General features: G+C 73.5%; 20 protein-coding genes. 12 read left to right on the top strand and 8 right to left on the bottom strand.

Annotated features, from left to right (window positions below; genetic code table 11):
* Positions 1-114 precede the first annotated feature (114 nt).
* From OG580_RS29915 to OG580_RS29880, 8 genes are all read left to right on the top strand, one after another.
* Entirely contained in the window at positions 115-615 is a 501-nt protein-coding gene (locus OG580_RS29915) for a hypothetical protein (RefSeq protein ID WP_267046755.1), read from the top strand.
* Positions 616-626: 11 nt separating this feature from the next.
* Entirely contained in the window at positions 627-917 is a 291-nt protein-coding gene (locus OG580_RS29910; RefSeq protein WP_267046754.1) for a hypothetical protein, read from the top strand.
* Between the two features lie 198 nt (positions 918-1,115).
* Positions 1,116-2,030, top strand: a complete 915-nt coding sequence (locus OG580_RS29905) for a bifunctional DNA primase/polymerase (protein ID WP_267046753.1) — start codon at positions 1,116-1,118, stop codon at positions 2,028-2,030.
* A 125-nt stretch (positions 2,031-2,155) separates the two neighbouring features.
* Positions 2,156-2,329: a hypothetical protein gene (locus OG580_RS29900; RefSeq protein WP_267046752.1), complete on the top strand. Its 174-nt coding sequence runs from the start codon at positions 2,156-2,158 to the stop codon at positions 2,327-2,329.
* Positions 2,326-3,867: a YfjI family protein gene (locus OG580_RS29895; RefSeq protein WP_267046751.1), complete on the top strand. Its 1,542-nt coding sequence runs from the start codon at positions 2,326-2,328 to the stop codon at positions 3,865-3,867. Before OG580_RS29900 ends, OG580_RS29895 begins: the two co-directional genes overlap by 4 nt.
* A 298-nt stretch (positions 3,868-4,165) precedes the next feature.
* Positions 4,166-4,393: a helix-turn-helix domain-containing protein gene (locus OG580_RS29890; protein ID WP_267046750.1), complete on the top strand. Its 228-nt coding sequence runs from the start codon at positions 4,166-4,168 to the stop codon at positions 4,391-4,393.
* 67 nt (positions 4,394-4,460) lie between these two features.
* On the top strand, positions 4,461-5,630 hold the full coding sequence (locus tag OG580_RS29885; RefSeq protein ID WP_267046749.1) for a tyrosine recombinase XerC: 1,170 nt from the start codon (positions 4,461-4,463) through the stop codon (positions 5,628-5,630).
* A gap of 245 nt (positions 5,631-5,875) precedes the next feature.
* A complete protein-coding gene (locus OG580_RS29880; RefSeq protein ID WP_267046748.1) occupies positions 5,876-7,081 on the top strand; it encodes a low temperature requirement protein A in 1,206 nt (401 codons plus the stop codon).
* A 124-nt stretch (positions 7,082-7,205) separates the two neighbouring features.
* Here OG580_RS29880 and OG580_RS29875 read toward each other — a convergent pair whose 3' ends face one another.
* From OG580_RS29875 to OG580_RS29855, 5 genes are all read right to left on the bottom strand, one after another.
* Complete coding sequence (locus tag OG580_RS29875; RefSeq protein WP_267046747.1) at positions 7,206-9,140, bottom strand: alpha/beta-hydrolase family protein; 1,935 nt, start codon at positions 9,138-9,140, stop codon at positions 7,206-7,208.
* A 77-nt stretch (positions 9,141-9,217) separates the two neighbouring features.
* Positions 9,218-9,370, bottom strand: coding sequence for a hypothetical protein (locus OG580_RS29870; protein WP_267046746.1), 153 nt, complete (start codon positions 9,368-9,370; stop codon positions 9,218-9,220).
* Between the two features lie 64 nt (positions 9,371-9,434).
* A complete protein-coding gene (locus OG580_RS29865) occupies positions 9,435-9,815 on the bottom strand; it encodes a hypothetical protein (protein ID WP_267046745.1) in 381 nt (126 codons plus the stop codon).
* A 198-nt stretch (positions 9,816-10,013) separates the two neighbouring features.
* Positions 10,014-12,092 (bottom strand): phage holin family protein, encoded by a 2,079-nt coding sequence (locus OG580_RS29860; protein WP_267048180.1) that lies wholly within the window; start codon positions 12,090-12,092, stop codon positions 10,014-10,016.
* 195 nt (positions 12,093-12,287) lie between these two features.
* Positions 12,288-12,692 carry a hypothetical protein gene (locus OG580_RS29855; protein ID WP_267046744.1) on the bottom strand — a complete coding sequence of 135 codons (405 nt, stop codon included), beginning with the start codon at positions 12,690-12,692 and terminating at the stop codon, positions 12,288-12,290.
* 137 nt (positions 12,693-12,829) lie between these two features.
* On the opposite strand from OG580_RS29855, the gene OG580_RS29850 reads away from it, so the two are divergent.
* Both OG580_RS29850 and OG580_RS29845 read left to right on the top strand, forming a co-directional pair.
* Complete coding sequence (locus OG580_RS29850) at positions 12,830-13,609, top strand: MBL fold metallo-hydrolase (protein ID WP_267046743.1); 780 nt, start codon at positions 12,830-12,832, stop codon at positions 13,607-13,609.
* 29 nt (positions 13,610-13,638) lie between these two features.
* The gene (locus OG580_RS29845) at positions 13,639-14,394 is read left to right on the top strand and encodes a DedA family protein (RefSeq protein ID WP_267048179.1); all 756 of its coding nucleotides are present in this window, start codon (positions 13,639-13,641) and stop codon (positions 14,392-14,394) included.
* On the opposite strand, the gene OG580_RS29840 is transcribed toward OG580_RS29845, so the two are convergent.
* The 3 genes from OG580_RS29840 to OG580_RS29830 all read right to left on the bottom strand — a co-directional run bounded on the left by OG580_RS29840 (position 14,374) and on the right by OG580_RS29830 (position 18,150).
* Complete coding sequence (locus OG580_RS29840; protein WP_267046742.1) at positions 14,374-15,462, bottom strand: MBL fold metallo-hydrolase; 1,089 nt, start codon at positions 15,460-15,462, stop codon at positions 14,374-14,376. The two genes, OG580_RS29845 and OG580_RS29840, sit on opposite strands and share 21 nt — an antisense overlap.
* 91 nt (positions 15,463-15,553) lie before the next feature.
* Positions 15,554-16,786: an aminotransferase class I/II-fold pyridoxal phosphate-dependent enzyme gene (locus tag OG580_RS29835; protein WP_267046741.1), complete on the bottom strand. Its 1,233-nt coding sequence runs from the start codon at positions 16,784-16,786 to the stop codon at positions 15,554-15,556.
* A 143-nt stretch (positions 16,787-16,929) separates the two neighbouring features.
* Positions 16,930-18,150 (bottom strand): sulfite oxidase, encoded by a 1,221-nt coding sequence (locus tag OG580_RS29830; RefSeq protein ID WP_267046740.1) that lies wholly within the window; start codon positions 18,148-18,150, stop codon positions 16,930-16,932.
* A 174-nt stretch (positions 18,151-18,324) separates the two neighbouring features.
* Here OG580_RS29830 and OG580_RS29825 point away from each other — a divergent pair, with 174 nt between their 5' ends.
* Positions 18,325-18,858, top strand: a complete 534-nt coding sequence (locus OG580_RS29825) for a GNAT family N-acetyltransferase (protein WP_267046739.1) — start codon at positions 18,325-18,327, stop codon at positions 18,856-18,858.
* Between the two features lie 90 nt (positions 18,859-18,948).
* On the top strand, positions 18,949-19,785 hold the full coding sequence (locus OG580_RS29820; protein WP_267046738.1) for a methyltransferase domain-containing protein: 837 nt from the start codon (positions 18,949-18,951) through the stop codon (positions 19,783-19,785).
* Positions 19,786-19,803: the final 18 nt, after the last annotated feature.

The raw sequence follows: 19,803 nt of genomic DNA, 5'->3' as shown, positions 1-19,803 counted from the left end.
ACAAGACAAGCGACAAGCCGCACGACAAGACAGACGACAAGCGACACGACAAGCAGAGCACCGGCCGGCACCCCACACGAGGGGACCGGCCGCCGTCGTTGAAGGGACCACGTTGTGCACTCCGAGACCCCGTACGAGATCACCCCCACCACCCACTACAGCCACCCGCACGACCGTCCCGCGATCGTCCGGCAGCCGGTGATCCTCCCGGCCGAGATCCCGCCCGGCGTCGACTGGGTCACCCTCCCCAACGGCGTCCGCACCCTCGCCTACACCCACCCCACCACCCCACAGCCCGCGGCTGTTCCGGCCGCGCAGCCGGTACCCGCGTGGGCCAAGACCACCGCTCTGCTCGCCCCCACCGTCGGCGGCGGGATCGCCGCCGCCGGCATCGGACTCTCCTACGCCGCCCCGGGACTCATCGCCATGAGCCACGCCCTCTGGTCCGCCGCCGCCCTCATCGTCGCCGCCGTCATCGCCATCCCCGTCCTCATCCGCACCACCCGCCGGGCCACCGGCAGCGGATCGGGATCGGGCTCGACCACGCACATCACCCAGAACATCACCGCGACCGGACTCTTCGGCCGCGCCAACGGAACCATCAACCACCACTGAGGAGCCACCACATGGCCCGACTCCGCCTCGCTGTGGCCGACTGGCCGCGCCGGTCCCTGGTCCTGACCGACACCCCCCGCCCCAACTGCCCCGAGTGCGACGGCGAGGGCGGGTGGAACTGCGACTACGGCGACTACGAGACCGGCGAGTACGCCGGCACCGACTGGGACCCCTGCCACTGCTGGGACGAGGACCGCTGCTGGACCCTCCTCCCGCTCCCGCGTCGCCGCACCGCATGGGCCGACCCGACCGCCGACCCCTGGGCCCCGCCCGGCGGGCACAGCGACGAACCGCCCTTCTAGCTACGCCGAGGGCGGCCCCCGTCTCGCCAAAGTCCGGGGCCGCCCTCGTCCACCAGCACCGTCTACAGAACTGGAGAACCCCAGGATGCCCCATCCGCTCCCCATCCGACGAGAGCGCGCCGCTCGGCCGCTGCTGCTGGACCTGCGCTCGTGCGTCGGCGCCACCTTCCTCGCCCAGACCCACATGAGGGCGGCGGCATGAACGGCCCCCTGGAAGCCGCTCTGGACGCGGCAGCGCGCGGCTGGCCCGTCTTCCCGCTCCGCCCCGGCGACAAGCGGCCCGCCGGGCACGCCGAGGAGCACTGCCCCGGCACCGGCCGATGCGCGGCAGTGCACCGGACGCCGGAGGAGCGGGCCACGACCGACCGAACCCAGATCATGGCCGCCTGGACCCACAAGCCGTACAACATCGGCCTCGCCACCGGCCCCGCTGGGCTGGTCGTGGTCGACCTGGACCTCCCGAAGCCCACCGACAAGCCGGCGCCCCAGGAGTGGGCGGAATTCCGGGACGGGATCGAGGTGTTCGGGGCCGTCTGCGAGCGCGCAGGGCACCCCGTACCGGCCGACACGTACACGGTGCGCACCGGGCGCGGCGGGCTGCACCTGTACTTCACCGCGCCTGAGGGAAAGCGGCTACGTGGGAGCGCAGGCCGTGTGGGGTGGAAGGTCGACACGCGAGCCTGGGGCGGGTACGTGGTGGCCCCCGGCAGCGTGGTCCACCGCCGGCCGTATGAGGTCCTCAACGCGGTGGACCCGACCCCCCTCCCCACGTGGCTCTCTGACCTCCTAACCCCGCCGCCCGCACCCACCCCCATGTCCGCATCCACGGTGCGGGCCCGGATCGGGCGCGCGGACCGGTACACCGCCGCTGCCGTGAACGGAGAGCTGGCCAAGCTATCCGCCGCGCCGGACGGCGAGCACAACCTCACCCTCTACCGGGCCGCGTACGCGCTCGGACGCCTCATCGCCGCCGGAAGCCTCTCGGAGCAGGAAGTCACCGACCGGCTCACCGAAGCCGCGCTCGCCAAGGGCCTCGCCCCGTCCCGGACGGCATCCAGCATCCGCGACGGCATCCGCCGAAGCACCCGCAACGCCCTGGCCGGTGCCCAGTGACCTACCGCCCTCGCTCCGCCGAACCGGCTCCGGCCACGCACGGCAGTAGCGCGCCGAAGGTCGTCGCCGAAGGCGTCCTTTCTGGTCCTGACCCGCACCCGGCCACCGGGCCCCGGATCGTCGGGATGCTTCACATCACCCTGCCCGACCACAACAGCGTCCCCACTGCCACATCCCGCTGCGAATGCGGACGCGACCTGTTCGCCGTCGGACACCGCCGGGTCCTCGCCCTCGTCGCCGAGCACACCGCCCACCGGGCCCTCTGCCCGCTCCTGGCCGAAGGAAAGGAAGCCGCATGAGCGCGCACGAGCCGGACCTGTGGGCCGGGTTCGACGAGATGACTGCCGAGGATGTCGCTGGGCCCGTATGGGACGAGCCGGTCCCGCTCAACCCGCGCGGCCAGCTCCCCGTCTTCCCCGTCGACGCGCTGCCCGACTGGCTGGGCACGATGGCAGCCGAGGTCGCCGAGGAGACTCAGACCCCCGTCGACCTCGCCGGGTGCCTCGCGCTCGCGATGCTCGGCACGGCGGCCGGCGGGCGCGTGATCGTCCACGTACGCGGGCAGTGGCGCGAGCCGGTCAACCTCTACACCGCCGTCGCCCTGCCGCCCGGCAACCGCAAGAGCGCCGTGTTCTCGCTCATGACCCAGCCGCTCCTCGCCGCCGAGAAGGCCCTCGTCGAGCTGACCGCCCCACAACGGGCCGAGGCCGCCGCATCCGCACGGATGTCGAAGGCCGCCGCCGAGAAAGCCGCGGTGAAGGCCGCGAACGCCGAGTCGGACAAGCGGGCCGAGCTGACCGCCGAGGCCGTCTCGCTCTCGCAGGCGGCCGAGCAGGCCACGATCCCCGCCGAGCCGCAGCTCGTCGCCGACGACATCACCGCCGAGAGCCTGACCACGACCCTCGCCCAGCAGGACGGCCGCATCGGCATCCTGTCCCCCGAGGGCGAGATCTTCGAGATCATCGCCGGACGCTACTCCGGCGCCCCGAACATGGGGATCTTCCTCAAAGGCCACGCCGGCGACATGGTCCGGGTCAACCGCATGGGCCGCGACGCCCAGCACATCGAGCGACCCGCCATCACCATGGGCCTGGCCGTGCAGCCCGAAGTCCTCGACTCCATCGGGCAGATCAAGGGCGCCGACGGCCGGGGACTGCTCGCCCGGTTCCTCTACTCCAAGCCCGAGTCCCTCGTCGGCCGCCGCAACCTCACCCCCGCCCTCCTGTCCGCCGACACGGCCGCCGCCTACGCGCAGAAGCTCGGACACCTCGCCCTGACCCTCGCGGCCTGGACCGAACCCGCCGAGCTCGCCCTCACCGCCGAGGCCAACGCGGTCCTCCTCGCCTACCAGCGCGTCACCGAGTCCCGCCAGGACAAGGGCGGATCGCTGCGCCCCATCATCAAGTGGTCCAGCAAGCGCGACGGAGCCGTCGCCCGCATCGCCGGGCTCCTCCACCTCGCCACCCACCCCGCCGACGCGTGGACGCGGCCGATCGCCGCCGAGACGATGGCCGCCGCAACCCGTCTCGGGGACTACTTCACCGCTCACGCCCTCGACGTGTTCGACGCCATGGGCGCCGACCCGGCCCAGGAGACCGCCCACACGCTCCTGACCCACCTGAGCGAGAACCGCACCACCACTTTCACCAAGCGCGAGCTGTTCCGGGGCCTCGCTCGCGGCGACTTCCCCGCCATGAGCGACCTCGACCCCGCGCTCGCCCTCCTGGAGGAACACGGCTGGGTCCGCCAGCAGCCCCCGCCGCCCCGCACCGGACGCGGTGGTCGGCCGCCCTCCCCCCGCTACGAGACCCACCCCCGCACCACCCCCGGCGCCTGAAAACCCCCCACCCCACTGACAGAACTGACAGAACCTCTCGACCAGGCACCTGACCTGCGGAAACAGCCACTTTCAGAGCTCTGACAAAACCTCCGAAAACTCTGACAAAACCTCGACCCCGGCCAACGGCCCCCGCTGACAGAACCCCCGCCCGGAGGTTCTGTCAGAGTTTTTTGAGGTTTTGTCACGACGCTGGAAACGACCAAACCCGCAGGTCAACGGCCACATGGCGAGGTTCTGTCAGTTCTGTCAGCACTTTCCGGGGTTCTGGCACCCCGGACCGAGCTGAAGGAGCCCGATGGCAACCGTCACGACGCCCGAGCCCGTCACCTCCATGCCGCTCCAACGGCGGCTGCACCCCGTTCCCGACGCCGCCTACGTGCTCGGCTTCGAGCGAACCACCGCGTGGGAGGAGATCCGCCTCGGCCGCCTCCGGACCGTTCGCGTCGGCCGGCGCCGACTCGTACCCACGGAGTACATCGAGGAGTACATCGAGTTGCTCAAGCGCGAAGCCGACGCCGCCTGACAAGCCGACACCCCGGAGGCCGCGCCTGACGGCGCGGCCTCCGCCGTTTCCGAAAGGCCCTCACACCTTGACCAACAGCGAACCCACGCCGCGCAAGAAGGCGGCGAACGGTGAGGACTCGATCTACTGGGACAAGTCCAAGAACCGATACATCGGAGCCATCTCGCTCGGATACGAACCGAACGGGACTCGACGGCGTACGAAGGTTTCGGGGAAGACGAAGACGGAAGTTCGCAGCAAGCTTCGCAAGCTCAGGAACGAGCTGGAGAAGGGCGTCAAATCGTCTTCGAAGAACACTGTCGAGACCATCGTGAACACCTGGCTCGACCGTGGGTTGCGCGGCCGGGACGAAGGCAGCATCAAGACGTACCGAAGCTTGGCCAAGAACCACGTCATCCCTGACCTGGGGAAAGCCAAGGTTCACGAGCTCTCCTCCGACGAGGTCGACGAGTGGCTGACGGCGAAGTCCGAGGAGGTCTCCCACGAGACCCTGAAAAGGATCCGTTCTGTCCTCCGCCGGTCGATCGCTCTGGCTCAACGCGACGGGAAAGTGGCGCGGAACGTAGTCGAGTTCGTCGAACTGTCGCAGGGGAAGGAGGGTCGACCCAGTAAGTCCCTTTCCTTGGAAGAGGCACACGCCGTCCTTCACACCAGGCAGGGAAGCTGGATTCACGCCTATGTAGTGCTGGCGTTGCTCGTGGGTGTCCGCACCGAGGAGGAACGGCCCCTCACCTGGTCGCATGTCCACATCGACACCGATGGCGATGACCGCCCTTACGTCGACGTCTGGCGGTCGGTCAGGAAGAAGGGCGAGACGAAGACACGCAAGAGCAAGCGGTCGCTGACCATGCCGCACCATGCGGCTGTCGTCCTGACGCGGCATCGCCAGACCCAGCAGGAAGAGTGCGCCGCCGGCGGGATCGAGTGGTCCGAGGAGCGGCTTGTCTTTGGCCACCCCGACGACACGCAGCGGAGTTCGACAAACGTCCTGCGCGAGCTGCGGTCCTTGCTCAAGAGCGCCGGCCTCTCGGCACCGAAGGCCTGGACGACCCGAGAGCTCCGAACGAGTTTCGTCTCCCTCCTCTCGGATCACGGGACGCCGATCGAAGTCATCGCCAGGCTGGTCGGTCACAGCGGAACCTCGACGACGGAGACGGTCTACCGCAAGCAGATCCGCCCCGTGATCACGGAAGGGGCGGAAGCCATGGACGAGATCTTCCGCCCCAACGAGGCGTAACTGGCCCGCCGTGGCTCCCTACTTGGCTCCCCCACCGCCCTTCCGGCCCTCACCGATGGCTGCGACCTGGGGATACGGTGCCTAGCAGCGAGCCACGGCGTTACCTGCGAGGTAATGCCGGCGGTGCGGGCGGGGGCCTTGGCACGTCGTGCCGGAGTCCGGACTGACGTGTCGTCGTACTCCCGGCGTGAGTAACCTTCGCGCCGGGGTGGCCGAGACCGGTCCCCCGGAGGGGGAGACAGCGCATGGCATGGAACAGGGAACGGGCCCACTTGGTGGCCACCGGGGACGATCACAAGGTGACGCCCGCGGAGCTCTTCTTCGACCTGGTGTTCGTGTACGCGATCACGCAGGTCACCGCCCTGATGGCGGCGCAGCCCACACCGGTGCGGATGGTCGGCGGCATGGTCGTGCTCGCGCTGCTCTGGTGGTGCTGGTGCTGCTTCGCATGGCTGGGAAACGTCGTACGGGCCGACTCCGGTGGCGTGTTCGCGGTCCTCGTCACCGTCATGGCCGTCGTCCTGATCGTGTCGCTCGCCGTACCCGAGGTCTTCGTGGACGCGCCCGGCGGGCTTCCGGCCCCGCTGGTGTTCGTCCTCTGCTACGGCGCGGTGCGCGTTCTGCACCTGGCCTCGTACTGGGTCTCCAGCCCCGGGGACACGGCGCTGCGCGCCACCCTGCGCCGTACCGCGCTGGTGTCCGTGCTGCCGCCCCTCGTCCTGCTCCTGATCGGCAGCGCGTACAGCGGCCGGGTCCAACTCCTGCTGTGGATCGGCGCGGTGGCCGTCGACTACGGCGGCATCTACCTCACCGGGTCCTCCGGCTGGCGGGTCAACTCCCCCGGGCACTTCGCCGAGCGTCACGGCCTGATCGTGATCATCGCGCTCGGCGAGTCGATCGTGGCCATGGGCGTCGGGGTCTCCGGATTCCCGCTCACCTTCGCCGTCCTCGGCGCCTCGGCCGCCGGGCTGCTGCTGGCGGCCGGGCTGTGGCGGCTGTACTTCCGTGAGCTGGGCGAGGCAGCCGAGCACCGGCTCGCCGGGCTCGACGGCGACGACCGCACCCGGTTCGCCCGGGACGTGTACACCTTCCTGCACCTGCCGCTGGTCGCGGGCGTCGTGCTCTGCGCGCTCGGTATGAAGAAGGTCCTCCAGCAGGTCGCCGACACCGGCCACTACGGCCTCGCCGAGCCGCTGCACGGGGTCGTCGCCTGGTCCCTGACCGGCGGCGTCGGCGTCTACCTGCTCGGCGCCGCCGCGATCGTGCTGCGCACCACGGGCCGTCGGCCGACCGCCCTGGCCGTCGGCGGGGTGTGCTGTCTGGCGGCGGGGCCGCTCGTCGGGCTCGTCCCGGCCCTGCCGGCGCTCGTGGTGCTCGCCACCACGACGGCGGTGCTCGTCACGCTGCACGGACGGCGGTCCCCGGAGGTGCTCACGCCGGCGGAGGCGTAGGAAAGGTGCCCTTCCTACGTGGGGGGCCTTCCTACGTGGGGGGCCTTCGTTCGCGGGGGCCCTTCATTCGCGTGGGGGGCTTCGTTCGCGGGCGGGGGCCTTTCCTCGCCCTCACGCGCCCCGCTCAGTACGCGGCCTTGCGGTGGTGGAGGAAGGCCCGGAGCCGGGTCGTGTCGGCGGGGGTCCAGTCGGGCGGCGGGAGGACGGCGGCCCAGCCGTCGGCGGCACCGGCCCCGTACCGGTGGCCGTGCGGGGCGTCGACGCCGTACGAGACGGCCATGTCCACCGAGGTCTGCCAGAAGGCGACGAACGGGAACCAGCTGATCTCGGGCGTGATGTCGGGGCCGAGCGGTTCGTCCAGCCAGTCGGGGCGGTCGAGCAGCAGGTCGGGCGACCACCAGACGACGGGGTCGGAGGCGTTCTGCAGGTAGACCGCGCGCGGCCGTTCCCAGACGGCGGTCGGGCGGACGAGGTCGACACGGGGGAACTGGGCGAAGCGGACGTGGGCGCCGTCGCGGTACTGCGGGCGCCAGACGGGGCTGCCGGGGTCGCGGTCGCGGCGGATCTCCTGGGAGATCGGGGAGAAGTGGGGCGCGCCCATCAGGAGGGCGCCGTCGGTGCCGGCGAGGAGCGCGTCGGCGGTGCCGAAGGAGGCCTCGACGGCGTAGGCGCCGAGGCTCTCGCCGGTGACGACCAGCTTCGGCCGCCGGTCGGCGGGGAGGGTGTCGAGCCGGGCGCGGACGGCGTCGAGGAGGGCCCGGGTGGCCTGCCCGGCCTTCTCCTTGTCGACGAGGAAGGAGACCCAGCTCGGGAGGTACGAGTACTGGACGGCGACGATCGCGGTGTCGCCCCCGTACATGTACTCCAGGGCCTCCGCGACGTTCGGGTCGACCCAGCCGGTGCCGGTGGTGCCGGCGACGGCGAGGACGGCGCGGTCGAAGGCGCCGGTGCGGTCGAGCTCGCGGACGGCGAGCCGGGCCTGGGCGGCGAAGGGCCGGTCGTCCGTGAAGGCGGCGGGCAGCGCGGAGGGTATGTAGACGCGGACCGGCTCGCGGGCGGGCCGGCCGGTCCAGACGGTGAGGGCGGCGCGGGTCGGTGTGGAGCCGGTGAAGTTACGGCCCTGGTAGCCGAGGTCCTGCCAGGGGATGAGGGAGCCCGGCCCGCCGGAGACACGACGGGAGGCGGGACGCCGGATGCCGTCCTTGGTGCCGCCGTTGGTGGCTTCGGCGATGCGGTCGGCGATGTCGACGACCCCTCGGTCGAAGACGACGTCGCGGACGCCGACGAGGACGACGAGGGCGGAGAGGGCCGCGCCGGCGGCGAAGGCGACGGGGCGCGGCAGGAGCCTGCCGAGGAGCCGGATCAGGGTGGCTGCCCCGAGCCGTACGGAGCGGGCGACGAGGAGCGCGGCGAGGAGGAGGCCGAGGGCGATCAGCGCGATCATCGGCGTGTGCCAGGTGAGGGTCGGCGGGAGCCCCTGGAGGACCCGGAGCTGACGCTGCATCCGGGCGCTCTCGGAGATGAGCCAGACGGCGAGGACCGGGCTGAGCAGCCAGTACGCCTGCCAGCAGCGGGTGCGGACGCGCTCGCCCGGCAGCCGGCGGACGAGGGCGCGGAAGAGCCAGGCGAGAGTGGAGCCGAGGGCGTAGCCGATGACGGCGGTGATGCCGCCGACGATCCCCTGGAGGTACCAGGGCCGGGGCACGAGGGAGGGGGTGAGACTCGACCAGAAGAACGCCGTGGCCAGGCAGAGCGCGGTGAGGTCGGGCCAGCGCCGGATGCGGTACGCGGGGTCGGGGCGGTCCCAGTAGGGGCGTCGCGCGAAGGCGAGTAACCGGTCGGCGGCGCGGGCGGTGGCGCTGGTGACCGTGACCGGACTCGCGGTCGTGGCCGGACTCTCGGTCGTGGCCGGACTCTCGGTCGTGGCCGGACTCTCGGTCGTGACCGAGCTCGCGGCCGTGACCGAGCTCGCGGCCGTGACCGTCTCGGTGTCGGGTCCCGGGCCGGACGCGGGTCCGGCGGACCGATCGGGGCTGGTGTTCCGGTCGGTCGAGGTCATCGGATCAGCCTCGTACGTCCGTACACCGGTCCGCAATGCGAATTCCGCCAGGATCCGCGTCGGGCCCTGACACGCGGTCAGTGGGCGCGGTCCTCCCGGGGAACGGGCGGCTCGGCCACCGGGGCGGGCGCCGGTTCGGCGGGCTCGGCGGAGCGGCGGTCGGCGCGCTGGGCACGGGAAGCCTCGGCGCGCAGCAGGGCCTGGAGGACGGCGTACGGGTCGACGGGCATGGCGGAACTCCTCGCGGTGCGGGGGGTGATGTCGGGGAGGGGCTGCCGGAAGGTGCCGGGCCTCTCAGCAGCGCATCACCACGCGCCGGAGCGCGTCACCACGCGGGGCGGGTACGGGAGCGGGGACGCCTGCGCGGATTCGGCGCCGCGCGGTACGGGGGCGTCGGCGCGCCGGGGCGGGCCGGACGCGCGTGCGGTGCCGCCGGGTCCGTCCGGGGAGCCCGGTCTCGGCGGCGGCCGGGTCGAACGTCTCGCAGCCGAGGTCGGAGGCCGGGGCGGCGGTACGGAGCTCGGCACCGGCGGGGAGGGCGTTCGCCGCGCCCGCGCCGCACAGGGCGGCGAGGACGAGGAGGAGCACGATCCACCGGGGCACGTCCGGCGCGGGGCGCGTCCGGAGGCCCGCCGGGGTGGCGGGCTCTGCGGTCGGCTCGGACGCGGGGCTCACGGAGATCCGTACTGCCCCGCCGGGCTCCGCGCACGCTGCCCCGCCTCGAGATCCGCCCGGGCGGCCTACGCCCGGGGGCCCGGATTCACCACCCCGGCGGTCACGGCCGGGGCGCACCGCCCCTCACGGCGAAGCACGCCGCGCGCTGCCCGCCTGCCGGCGTCCACGCGTCCACCCGTACACGGGCGGGCGTGCGCATCAGCCGTTCTTGTCCCGCACGACCACCCCGTCAGCCGGGAGCGGCGATTCCGATCGGCTCGCGGACGGGGAGATCGCCAGCGGCACCTGCGGGCCCGCGGACTCGCGCAGCCAGCGCCGCAGGACCCGGTGGACCCGCTCCGCGCCGACCAGCTCCTCCCCCGTGCCGACCGGCGCCGACAGCTCGGGCGGCGAAAGGAGGAAGGGGTGCGACTGCTCGCCGCCGAGTCCGCCGTGCGAGCCGATCTGCTCCTCGAAGGCGTGCACGGTGCCGGTCGCCGGGTCGTACATCGAGTTGACCATGATGTCCGCGACGTGCGGGAAGCCGTCCGTACGGCGCACGGCATCCGCCGCGCCCCGGCCGAAGACGGCCAGCGGCCCCCCGTCGGCGAGCTCGGCGACGGGTACCTCCACCCCGTCCCTGGCCAGCACCAGCGAGCCGTGCTCGGCGCTCGCCACCAGCACGAAGCCGACGCCCGGGTGGTGGGCGAGGGTGCGCAGGAGCGCCGGGTGGCGCCGGTCGATCTCCTCGCGGGTCATCCGGTGCGGCACGTCGGGGAAGGAGATCAGACCGAGGTTGCCCGAGGCGAGGACCACCGGCTCGGACGGCTTGGCGGGCAGCTCCCGCGCCGTCTCCCCGGTCTCGTCCAGCGGCCGGTGCAGCGCTGTGCGCAGCGCGTCCCTGGCCGCGTCGCGCGCCTCGGAGCCGCTGCGGGTGCGCCGGACGCGGCGCGGCACCGGCAGCCCGCACCCGGCCCGTACGAGCTCCTTGAGCGACAGACCGTACGCCGACTCGAAGGTCTCGCCCGGGCTCTGTCCGTGGTCGGAGAGGAGGACGATCCGATACGGCCGCGGGGCGTGTTCGGCGACGGTCGCGATCAGGGCGATCGCACGGTCGAGGCGGCGCAGGACCTGGTCGGTGTCGCGGCCGTGCGGGCCGGAGTGGTGGGCCACCTCGTCGTACGCGACGAGGTCGGCGTAGACGGCGGTCCGCCCGGCCAATATGTCGCCCATCACGGCGGCGACCACCACGTCCCGTTCGACGACCGTGGCGAAGGCACGGACGAAGGGGTACGTGCCGCCGCGCGAGACCCGCGGGGTCTCACGGCGCAGCAGCGCCCGGGTCGACTGGCACATCTCGCGGACGCACTCGGTGACGAGCGATCCGGCGGTACGGACGGCGTTGGCCGGGTCGGCGAAGTACGCGAAGTAGCCGGCCCGGGAGCGGTTGCGCCTGCCGCGCCGGGCGGCCATCGACAGGACCAGGGCGAGCTGGTCGGCGCCGCCGCTGAAGAGGTTGCCCCGGGAGGCCCCGTCGACGGTGAGCAGTCCGCCGTTCCCGGTGCGGCGCACGGCCCGCCGCTGGAGTTCCACGGCGGAGGCGGGGCGGTTCGACACCATGAGCCGGCCGGTGTCCTTCTCGTACCAGCGGAAGGCGGGCACGTCCTCGTTGGAGCCGTGCAGGATGCCGAGCTGGCTGGCGCCGGTCTGGCTGGACCAGTCGGTGCGCCAGGGGGTGAGCCGATGGCCGTCGTCGAGCCAGTCGGCGACGGTCGGCATGAGCCCGTCGGCGACGGCGGCCTTCAGCACGTGGTGGCCGACGCCGTCGAGCTGGAGGAAGACGGTGCCGGGGTCGGCCTCCGGCGTGGCACCGGGATCGCGGGGGCGGGTGCGGCCGGTGAGCCGGTAGAGACGGCGGCGGTACGCGTCGTCGTCACGGACGGCGAGGGCCGTGGCGGTGGCGGAGGCGACGGCGGACATGACGGCGGCGACCACGACGGCGGTCTCGGGGTCGGCGGCGCCTCGCCCGTCCGGGATCAGCCAGAGCGCGACGAGCAGCATCGAGCCGTTGAGGAAGAAGACCAGCAAGCCGAGGACGAGGGCGGGCACGAGCAGCAGCGCGCGGACGATCACCGGCCACACGAGCGCGCCGAGCAGACCGAAGACGCCCGCGGCCGCGGCGGCGGTGATCGCGGTTCTCGTCATGCTGTCGCCGTCGGCGGACTGGAGCTGGAAGTCGGGCAGCACGCCGGCGAGGACGAGCATCGTGAGCGTGGACACCGCCCAGACCACGATCATCCGGAGCACCGCTCTGCCCGCGGTCCGCCAGCGGCCGGCGCCACCCCATCGCCCGTCTCCCACGCCCGATTCACCTTTCACCCGTTTCCTGCCTCAAGCGTGGCACAACGCCCACGATCGGGTCGGAAAACACATGACGGCGGACGGCCCGGGTGTGTCAGGTCGCGCCCGCACGCGCCGTGTGGTGCGGGCGGGTCAGGAGCCGTCGTAGCCGGCGGTGGGCATGGAGAGCCGGCGGTGCACGCCCGCCTTGGCCCGCGCGTCGTACGCCGGATCGTCGAGGCAGACGGTCTCGACCCGGACTCCGCGGCGCTCGCACTCGGCGCGGAAGCCGGCCACGGACGTCAACGCGCGGGCGAGGACCCGCTCGTTGGCGGCGACGAAGAGGTCCACCGCCCCTTCCTCCACGTCAGCCCACAGGGCCTCGTGGTCGGGGCGGATGCCGTAGAACAGGAGTTGCCGGGCGAGCACGTACCCCTTGTCGACGACCCACCGGGCGCACATCTCGTGCTGGCCGCGCGTGTCGACCAGGAAGGGGTCGGTGTCCAGCTCTTCGAGCGGGGTGAGGCTGGCGATCGCCGCCACCCGAACGTCGTCCATGGGCCGACCCTACTGGGGAACCGCACGGCCGAACATCCTCCGGAGCACGCTCCGGACATTTACCCTCGTTGGGGAGGTACGGAACGGTCGCGGACATCGGGGCGCGGCGGCCGGAGCCCCCGAGAACGGAAGGCGGCATGCCGGTGGAGGTCACCTGGTGGGGTCACGCGACCTGCACGGTCGAGGACTCCGGGGTCCGCTTCCTCACCGATCCGCTGTTCGCCCGGCGGATCGCGCACCTGCGGCGTCGACGCGGGGCCCTGCCGCCGCCCGAGGCCACCCGCGCCGAGGCGGTCCTCGTCTCGCACCTGCACGCCGACCACCTGCACGTGCCCTCGCTCGCCGGGCTGGCTCCCGGGACACGGCTCCTCGTGCCGCGCGGCGCCCCCGCCGCCGTTCCGGGGCTGCGCAGGCTCGACGGGAACGGGCTGCGGCTGACCGAGGTGGAGCCCGGCGACACGGTGACGGTCGAGGGCGTGACGGTACGGGTCGTGCCGGCGCTCCACGACGGGCGGCGGCTGCCGGTGGGTCCGCACCGCTCCCCCGCCCTCGGGTACGTCGTCGAGGGCGAGGCGCGGACGTACTTCGCCGGCGACACCGGGCTCTTCGACGGGATGGCGGAGGCGGTGGGTCCGGTGGACGTGGCGCTGCTTCCGGTGGGCGGCTGGGGACCGTATCTCGGTCACGGCCATCTCGACGCGGGGCGGGCCGCCCAGGCGCTCGCCGCGCTCTCGCCTGCGGCGGCGGTGCCGGTGCACTACGGCACGTACTGGCCGATCGGGCTCGACGGGGTCCGCCCGCACGAGTTCCATGCGCCGGGGGACGAGTTCGTCCGGCACGCGGCGCGGCTGGCGCCGAAGGTGGCGGTGCACCTGCTGGGCCACGGTGAACGGGTGCGGCCGGAGGTCGCCCGGTGATCGACGGATTCGTCCGGATCGCCGCGGCGGTGCGTGAGCTGCCGCCCGAGTCGACGCAGCAGGCCGTCGGCTATCCCTCGCTGTTCCTGCTGGTGGCGCTCGGCGCGCTGGTGCCGATCGTGCCGACGGGCGCGATCGTCAGTTCGGCGGCGGTGGTCGCCTTCCACCAGACCTCGCCGCTGTCGCTTCTCTTCGTCTTCCTGGTGTCGGCGTTCGCCGCCTGGCTGGGCGACATGGCGCTGTACTGGCTCGGGCAGCGCGGGGTCCGCTCGCGCAACGGTTCGCGCTGGCTGGCCGCGCTGCGGAGCCGGGTCACTCCGGAGCGGCTCGCGCAGGCGCAGGAGCGGCTCGACTCCCATCAGGTGTCGGTGCTCGTGCTGTCCCGGCTCGTGCCGGCGGGGCGGATCCCGGTGATGCTGGCCTGTCTGCTCGCGGAGATGCCGTTGCGCCGGTTCGTCCGCGGCGACGCGGCGGCCTGCCTGGCGTGGGCCGCGACGTACCAGCTGATCGGCATCCTGGGCGGTTCGCTCTTCCCGGAGCCGTGGCAGGGGGTCGTGGCGGCGGTGGGTCTCACGGCGCTCTTCAGCGCGGTCCCGGCGCTGTGGCGGCGGGTGCGGAGGACGTCGGGGAAGGTCGCGTCAGGTGCTTCCGGTGTGTCGGGTACCTCCGGCTCCGCGGGCGCTTCCGGTACGTCGGACGCCTCGGGTACCTCAGGCGCCTCAGGGGCCTCAGGGGCTTCCGGTGCCTCGGGTCCCTCGGCGCCCTCAGGGAGCGAGCACCCGTGAGGCGCCGATCGGCAGGTCCCACAGGTCCTCTCGGGGCAGGCCGGCCTTCTCCCAGGCGGCCCTGACCCGGGTGAGCGGTTCCATGACGGGCTCGGAGGAGAGGACGAAGGTGGCCCAGTGCATGGGGGCCATCCGCCGGGCCCCGAGGTCCTGGTGCGCGCGGACCGCCTCCTCCGGGTCGGTGTGGACGTCGCTGAGCCACCAGCGCGGGTCGTAGGCGCCGATCGGGAGCAGCGACAGGTCGATCCCGGGGAACCGGCGGCCGATCTCGGCGAACCAGTGGCCGTACCCGGTGTCCCCGGCGAAGTGGACGCGGCGGCCGGACGCGTCGGTGATCACCCAACCGCCCCACAGGGAGCGGCAGGTGTCGAGCAGGGTGCGCTTGGACCAGTGGTGGGCGGGGACGAAGTCGAAGCGTACGCCGTCGAGTTCGGCAGCCTCCCACCAGTCGAGCTCGGTCACGCGGCTGAACCGGCGGCGGGTGAACCAGCGTCCGAGCCCGGCCGGGACGAACACCGGGGTGTGCCGGGGCAGTCGCTTCAGGGTGGGAGCGTCGAGGTGGTCGAAGTGGTTGTGACTGATGACGACGGCGTCGACGGGCGGCAGATCCTCCCAGCGGACCCCGACCGGGGTGAGCCGGGCCGGGGTGCCGAAGATCCGGCGGGACCAGACGGGGTCGGTGAGGACGGTGAGCCCGCCGAGGCGCAGGACCCAACTGGCGTGCCCTGCCCAGGTGACGGCGAACGTGTCGGGCCCGGCGGACGGCATCGGGCCCGGCTCGAACGGGAGCAGCGGGATGTCGCGCAGCCCCTCGGGGCGGGGGCGCACGGCGCCCTCACGGGCGAGTCGCGCCATGGCCCGGACGCCGGGGAGGGGAGCGGTGAGCCGGTCGGCGAAGGTGCGGGGCCAGTCCAGCCGGAGCCGGCCGACCGGCTGGAGTACGGGGGCGGGGGCAGGCGCGGGGGCCGGGGCGGGCGCGGGGGCCGGGGCGGGGTCGAGGGTCGTGGCGGGGTCGAGGGGGTACGGGGCCTCTGCGGCCCGGGCGGGGTGCGCCGTCCGTTCGGTCATCTGCGGGCTCCGTTCTGCGCGGTGGGTATGGGGTCGCCGGGGCGTGCCCGGCGGGGCGCGGGCGCGGGGCGTCGCGGGCGTGCGCGCGGGGTCACCGGAGTTCCTCCAGGGCCGCCCCGAAGTCGGCCAACGCGCGTGCCACGTGCGGGAGTTCCTCGGGGTTCTGTTCACCGAGGGCCTCGACGCGCTCCTCCTCGGTGGCTCCCAGGAACATCCCGGTGCCGAACCGGACGCGCAGGGCCCCGAGTTCGTCGTCGAAGCGGTGCCCACCGGGGGTCGACGCACCGAGGCGTGCGGCCAGGTGGCTCTCCAGATCCAAGGAGTCGGTCACCCCGCGGGCGGTGAGCCCGGCCCGCAACGGCCCGAGATCGACGTACAGATGACGGCCGGCCTGCGGCGGCCGGGAGAGGGCACCGGCGGCCAGGACGGTGCGGTGGGCGACGGCCGCGAGCCGACCGTGGACGGCAGCGGCGCGCCGGGCCCGTACGGTCACGTCCTCGGGTTCGTCGAGGGCGTGCGCGGCGGCGGGGGCGACGGGGCCCGGGACGACGGCGCCGAGGGCGGTGAGGACGTCGAGCACGCGGGCCCTGCTGTCGGTCCAGCGGTCGGCGCGGGACGGGTCGGTGGGCGGGAAGCGGGCGATGGCGCAGGGCCAGGCGGCCGGGGTGAGGGCGCCGCCGAGGTCGCCGAGGACGGTGACGTCGTCCGGGCACATCTCGGCGGGGCTGAGGAGCACGGTGTCGTGCGGGTGGTGGAGGGTGTCGCGCCAGGTCTCGTCGCTGATGACGTGGAGGCCCTCGGCGACGGCGGCCTCGCAGGCCGCGCGGACGATCTCCGGCGGGGCGACGGTGGCGGTGGGGTCGTCGGCGACGGTGAGCAGCAGGACCCGGGGGTCGCCGCCCTCCGCCCGGACCCGCCGGACGGTCTCCAGGAGGGCGTACGGGTCGGGGACGCCGCCGCATTCGGCCGGGGTGGGCACGTGGTAGGTGCGGCGGCCGAGGAGCCGGGCCTGCGGGGTCCACCAGGCGGGGCAGGGCCGGGGCAGCAGCAGGTCGCCGCCGTGGGCGGCGATCAGCGCGAGCAGCAGGGTCGGGGCGCCGGGGGCCGCGACCACGTCCTCGGCATGCGTACGGAGGCCCCGGCGCCACCAGTAGCCGGCCGCCGCCTCCCGCAGCACCGGGCCGCCGCCGGGCGGCTCGGGGGTGGTCCGTCCGGCGGCCGCGGCCAGGAGGGCGGCGAGCCCGGGGAGGACGGGCAGGCCGGTGTCGGGCGCGGGAGGGCCGTAGCGCACCGGGCCTCGGCCCTCCGGAGCCGTGTGGCGCATGTCCCGTACCTCCTGAGCGCACGCGGGCGCCGGGAACGGCACCCCGAGCCCTTTATACGAAGGTTCGGCCGATTTCGCCGCTCCAGACGGCCCTCCAGGCGACGTTTCAGGGGGCGTTTCAGGGGACGGCCCGGGGCCGCGGCTCAGGCGACGGTGATCGGATGCCGTACGACCGCGTCGAAGAGATAGCCCTGGGTGTTGTGGACGGCCCGCTCGGGCTGCGTGTTGCCGGCGGCGTCGGTGGTTCGGGACAGCAGGGTGACGGGCCCGGTGCGGTGGGGACGCCACGGCGTGGTCCAGCGGACCCAGCCGTCCCGCCGCGGGGTGTCCAGGAGCCGGGCCCGGCGCCAGTGGGTCCCACCGTCGGTGGAGACCTCGACCGCCCGGACGGGTGCGTGGGCGGACCAGGCGCGCCCGGTGAGCCGGTGCACCCGGTCGCCCTCCAGGGTGGCGCCGAAGGGGAGTTCGTACCCGGACTTGATCGTCTGGACGCTGATCGGGGAGCTGCCGCCGGACGGGTGGGCGGGGCCGAAGAGGCGGTACCAGTCCGTGGACCAGGGCGAGGTGAGCGGGCGGGCGGAGACCTCGATGTCGCCCAGCCACTTGATCGAGGCGATGCCGACCCAGGAGGGCACGACGAGCCGGACCGGGTACCCGTGGTCGTACGGGAGCGGCTCGCCGTTCATCTCGTACGCGAGGATCACGTCGTCGAAGGCCTTGGCGACCGGCAACGGGCGGCGCACCCGGCCGAAGTCGACGCCGCCGGAGACGTACGGGTCGTCGAGGCCGCGCGGCAGGAGGTCGACGGCGTCGTGGGCGATCCCGGCGCGTCGCAGCACGTCGGAGAGGCGGACACCGCGCCAGCGGGCGGCGCCGACGGCACCGAGGGTCCATGAGGTGCCGGTCACGGGCTCGCCCTGCTGGCTCGTGTAGAGGCTGCGGCCGTTTCCGGCGCACTCGATCAGGGCCGTCCGGGTGACGGACGGCAGGTCGCGGAGCTGTCCGTAGGTGAAGTGGACGGGGGTGCGGCCGTGGAGTCCGTCACCCCAGAGGGTCAGCCGCCAGTCGGCGGCGTCGAGGACGGGCGTGGAGGTGTGGTTGCGGACGAAGAAGCGGTCGGCGGGGGTGAGGAGACCGGTGTCCGCGAAGGAGTCGAACCGCGCCTCGGCGTTGGTGCCCCGGACGGTGAACCACTCGGGCGGGAGGGCCTTGACGATCCCGGAGGCGGCGCCCGCGGCGGATCCGTTCGCGGGCGCGGCGAGTGCGGGCGCGGCGGTGGCGAGTCCACCGAGGGCGGAGACCGCGGGGGCCGCCGCGAGCAGCTTCAGCAGGGAGCGGCGGTCGGGCGCGGGCGAGTACGGCACGGGACTCCTCGGCACGGGGACGGGCGCGCCACCGGGCGGCGGCGGGCCGAGCCTAGGGGCTCGGAGGGGGCCCGGACGGTCCGTTCACGGTGCTGTCACACACGGATACGTCAGGTCGGGGCGGGCCGCGGAAATACGGGAGCGGCGCCGGGCCTCCGCGACCGAGAATGCGGCATGTCGACATCGATACGTGAAGCCGTTCCCGAGGACGCGGCGGCCCTCGCCTCCGTCCATGTGCAGTCGTGGCGGGCCGCCTACCGCGACCTGCTCCCGGGGCCGTACCTGGACGCCCTGGACCCGGAGGAGCGCACCGTCGTGTGGCGCGACCGGCTGGCGGCGCCGGACCGGCCGACGGTGCTCCTGGCGACGGGGGCCGACGGGCGGGTGGTGGCCTTCTCCTGTTTCAGGGCATGGGCGGACGAGGAGTCCGTCGCGTCCGGCCCCGCCACCACGGCCGAGCTCGCGGCGCTGTACGCCCTGCCGGAGGTGTGGGGCACGGGTGTCGGGCGGGAGCTGCTCACCGTGTCCACCGAGGTGCTCGTGACGGCCGGTTTCCGCTCCGCCGTGCTGTGGGTGTTCGCCGGGAACGCGCGGGGGCGCCGGTTCTACGAGGCCGCGGGCTGGCGGCCGGACGGCGTCGTCGCCCATGACGTCACGGGCGGCAGGGAGCTGCCGGAACTCCGGTACAGGCGGGAGCTGTTCGCCTGAGCGACTGTCCACATCCCAAGACGCAGGTCTCACTATTCGAGTGGAGTGCGTACGGTGAGGGAACGCACCCACACCGAGGGAGTCGCTTCCATGACGCATGCCACCGACCCGTCCGCGGCCCACGAGACCGCCGTCTACACCCACGGCCACCACGAGTCCGTCCTGCGCTCGCACAGCTGGCGGACCGCCGAGAACTCGGCGGCCTACCTGCTGCCCGAACTGCGGGCGGGACTGGACGTCCTGGACGTGGGCTGCGGACCCGGAACGATCACCGCCGACCTGGCCGCACGGGTGGCGCCGGGCCGGGTGACGGCGGTCGACGCCGCCGAGGACGTCCTGGACAAGGCCCGCGCGGTCGCCGCCGAACGCGGCCTGGAGAACGTCGAGTTCGCCGTGGCCGACGTCCATGCCCTGGACTTCCCGGACGACTCCTTCGACGTCGTCCACGCCCATCAGGTGCTGCAGCACGTCGGCGACCCGGTCCGGGCACTGCGCGAGATGCGGCGCGTGTGCCGCCCCGGTGGAGTCGTCGCGGCCCGCGACAGTGACTACGGGGCCTTCGCCTGGTTCCCCGAACGGCCCGCGCTCGACGGGTGGTTGGACCTGTACCACCGGGTCGCACGGGCGAACGGCGGCGAACCCGACGCCGGGAGGCGGCTGTTCGCGTGGGCCCGGCAGGCCGGATTCACCGACGTCACGACGACCGCCGGCACCTGGTGCTTCGCCACGCCCGAGGAGCGGGCCTGGTGGAGCGGCCTGTGGGCCGACCGTACGACCGCGTCGGTCTACGCGGAACTGGCCGTGTCGGGCGGGCACGCGACCGCCGCGGAGCTGAAGGCGATCGGGGAGGCATGGCGGGAGTGGGGCGAGCAGCAGGACGCGTGGTTCATGGTCCCGCACGGCGAGATCCTGTGTCGGGTGTCCTGACGACTGTCGCACCCGACC

The sequence above is a fragment of the Streptomyces sp. NBC_00094 genome, from assembly GCF_026343125.1.
In the GTDB taxonomy this organism is placed as follows: Bacteria; Actinomycetota; Actinomycetes; order Streptomycetales; family Streptomycetaceae; genus Streptomyces.
The sequence above is the reverse complement of the archived record's forward strand: the minus strand, read 5'-3'. Positions and strand labels throughout refer to the sequence as shown.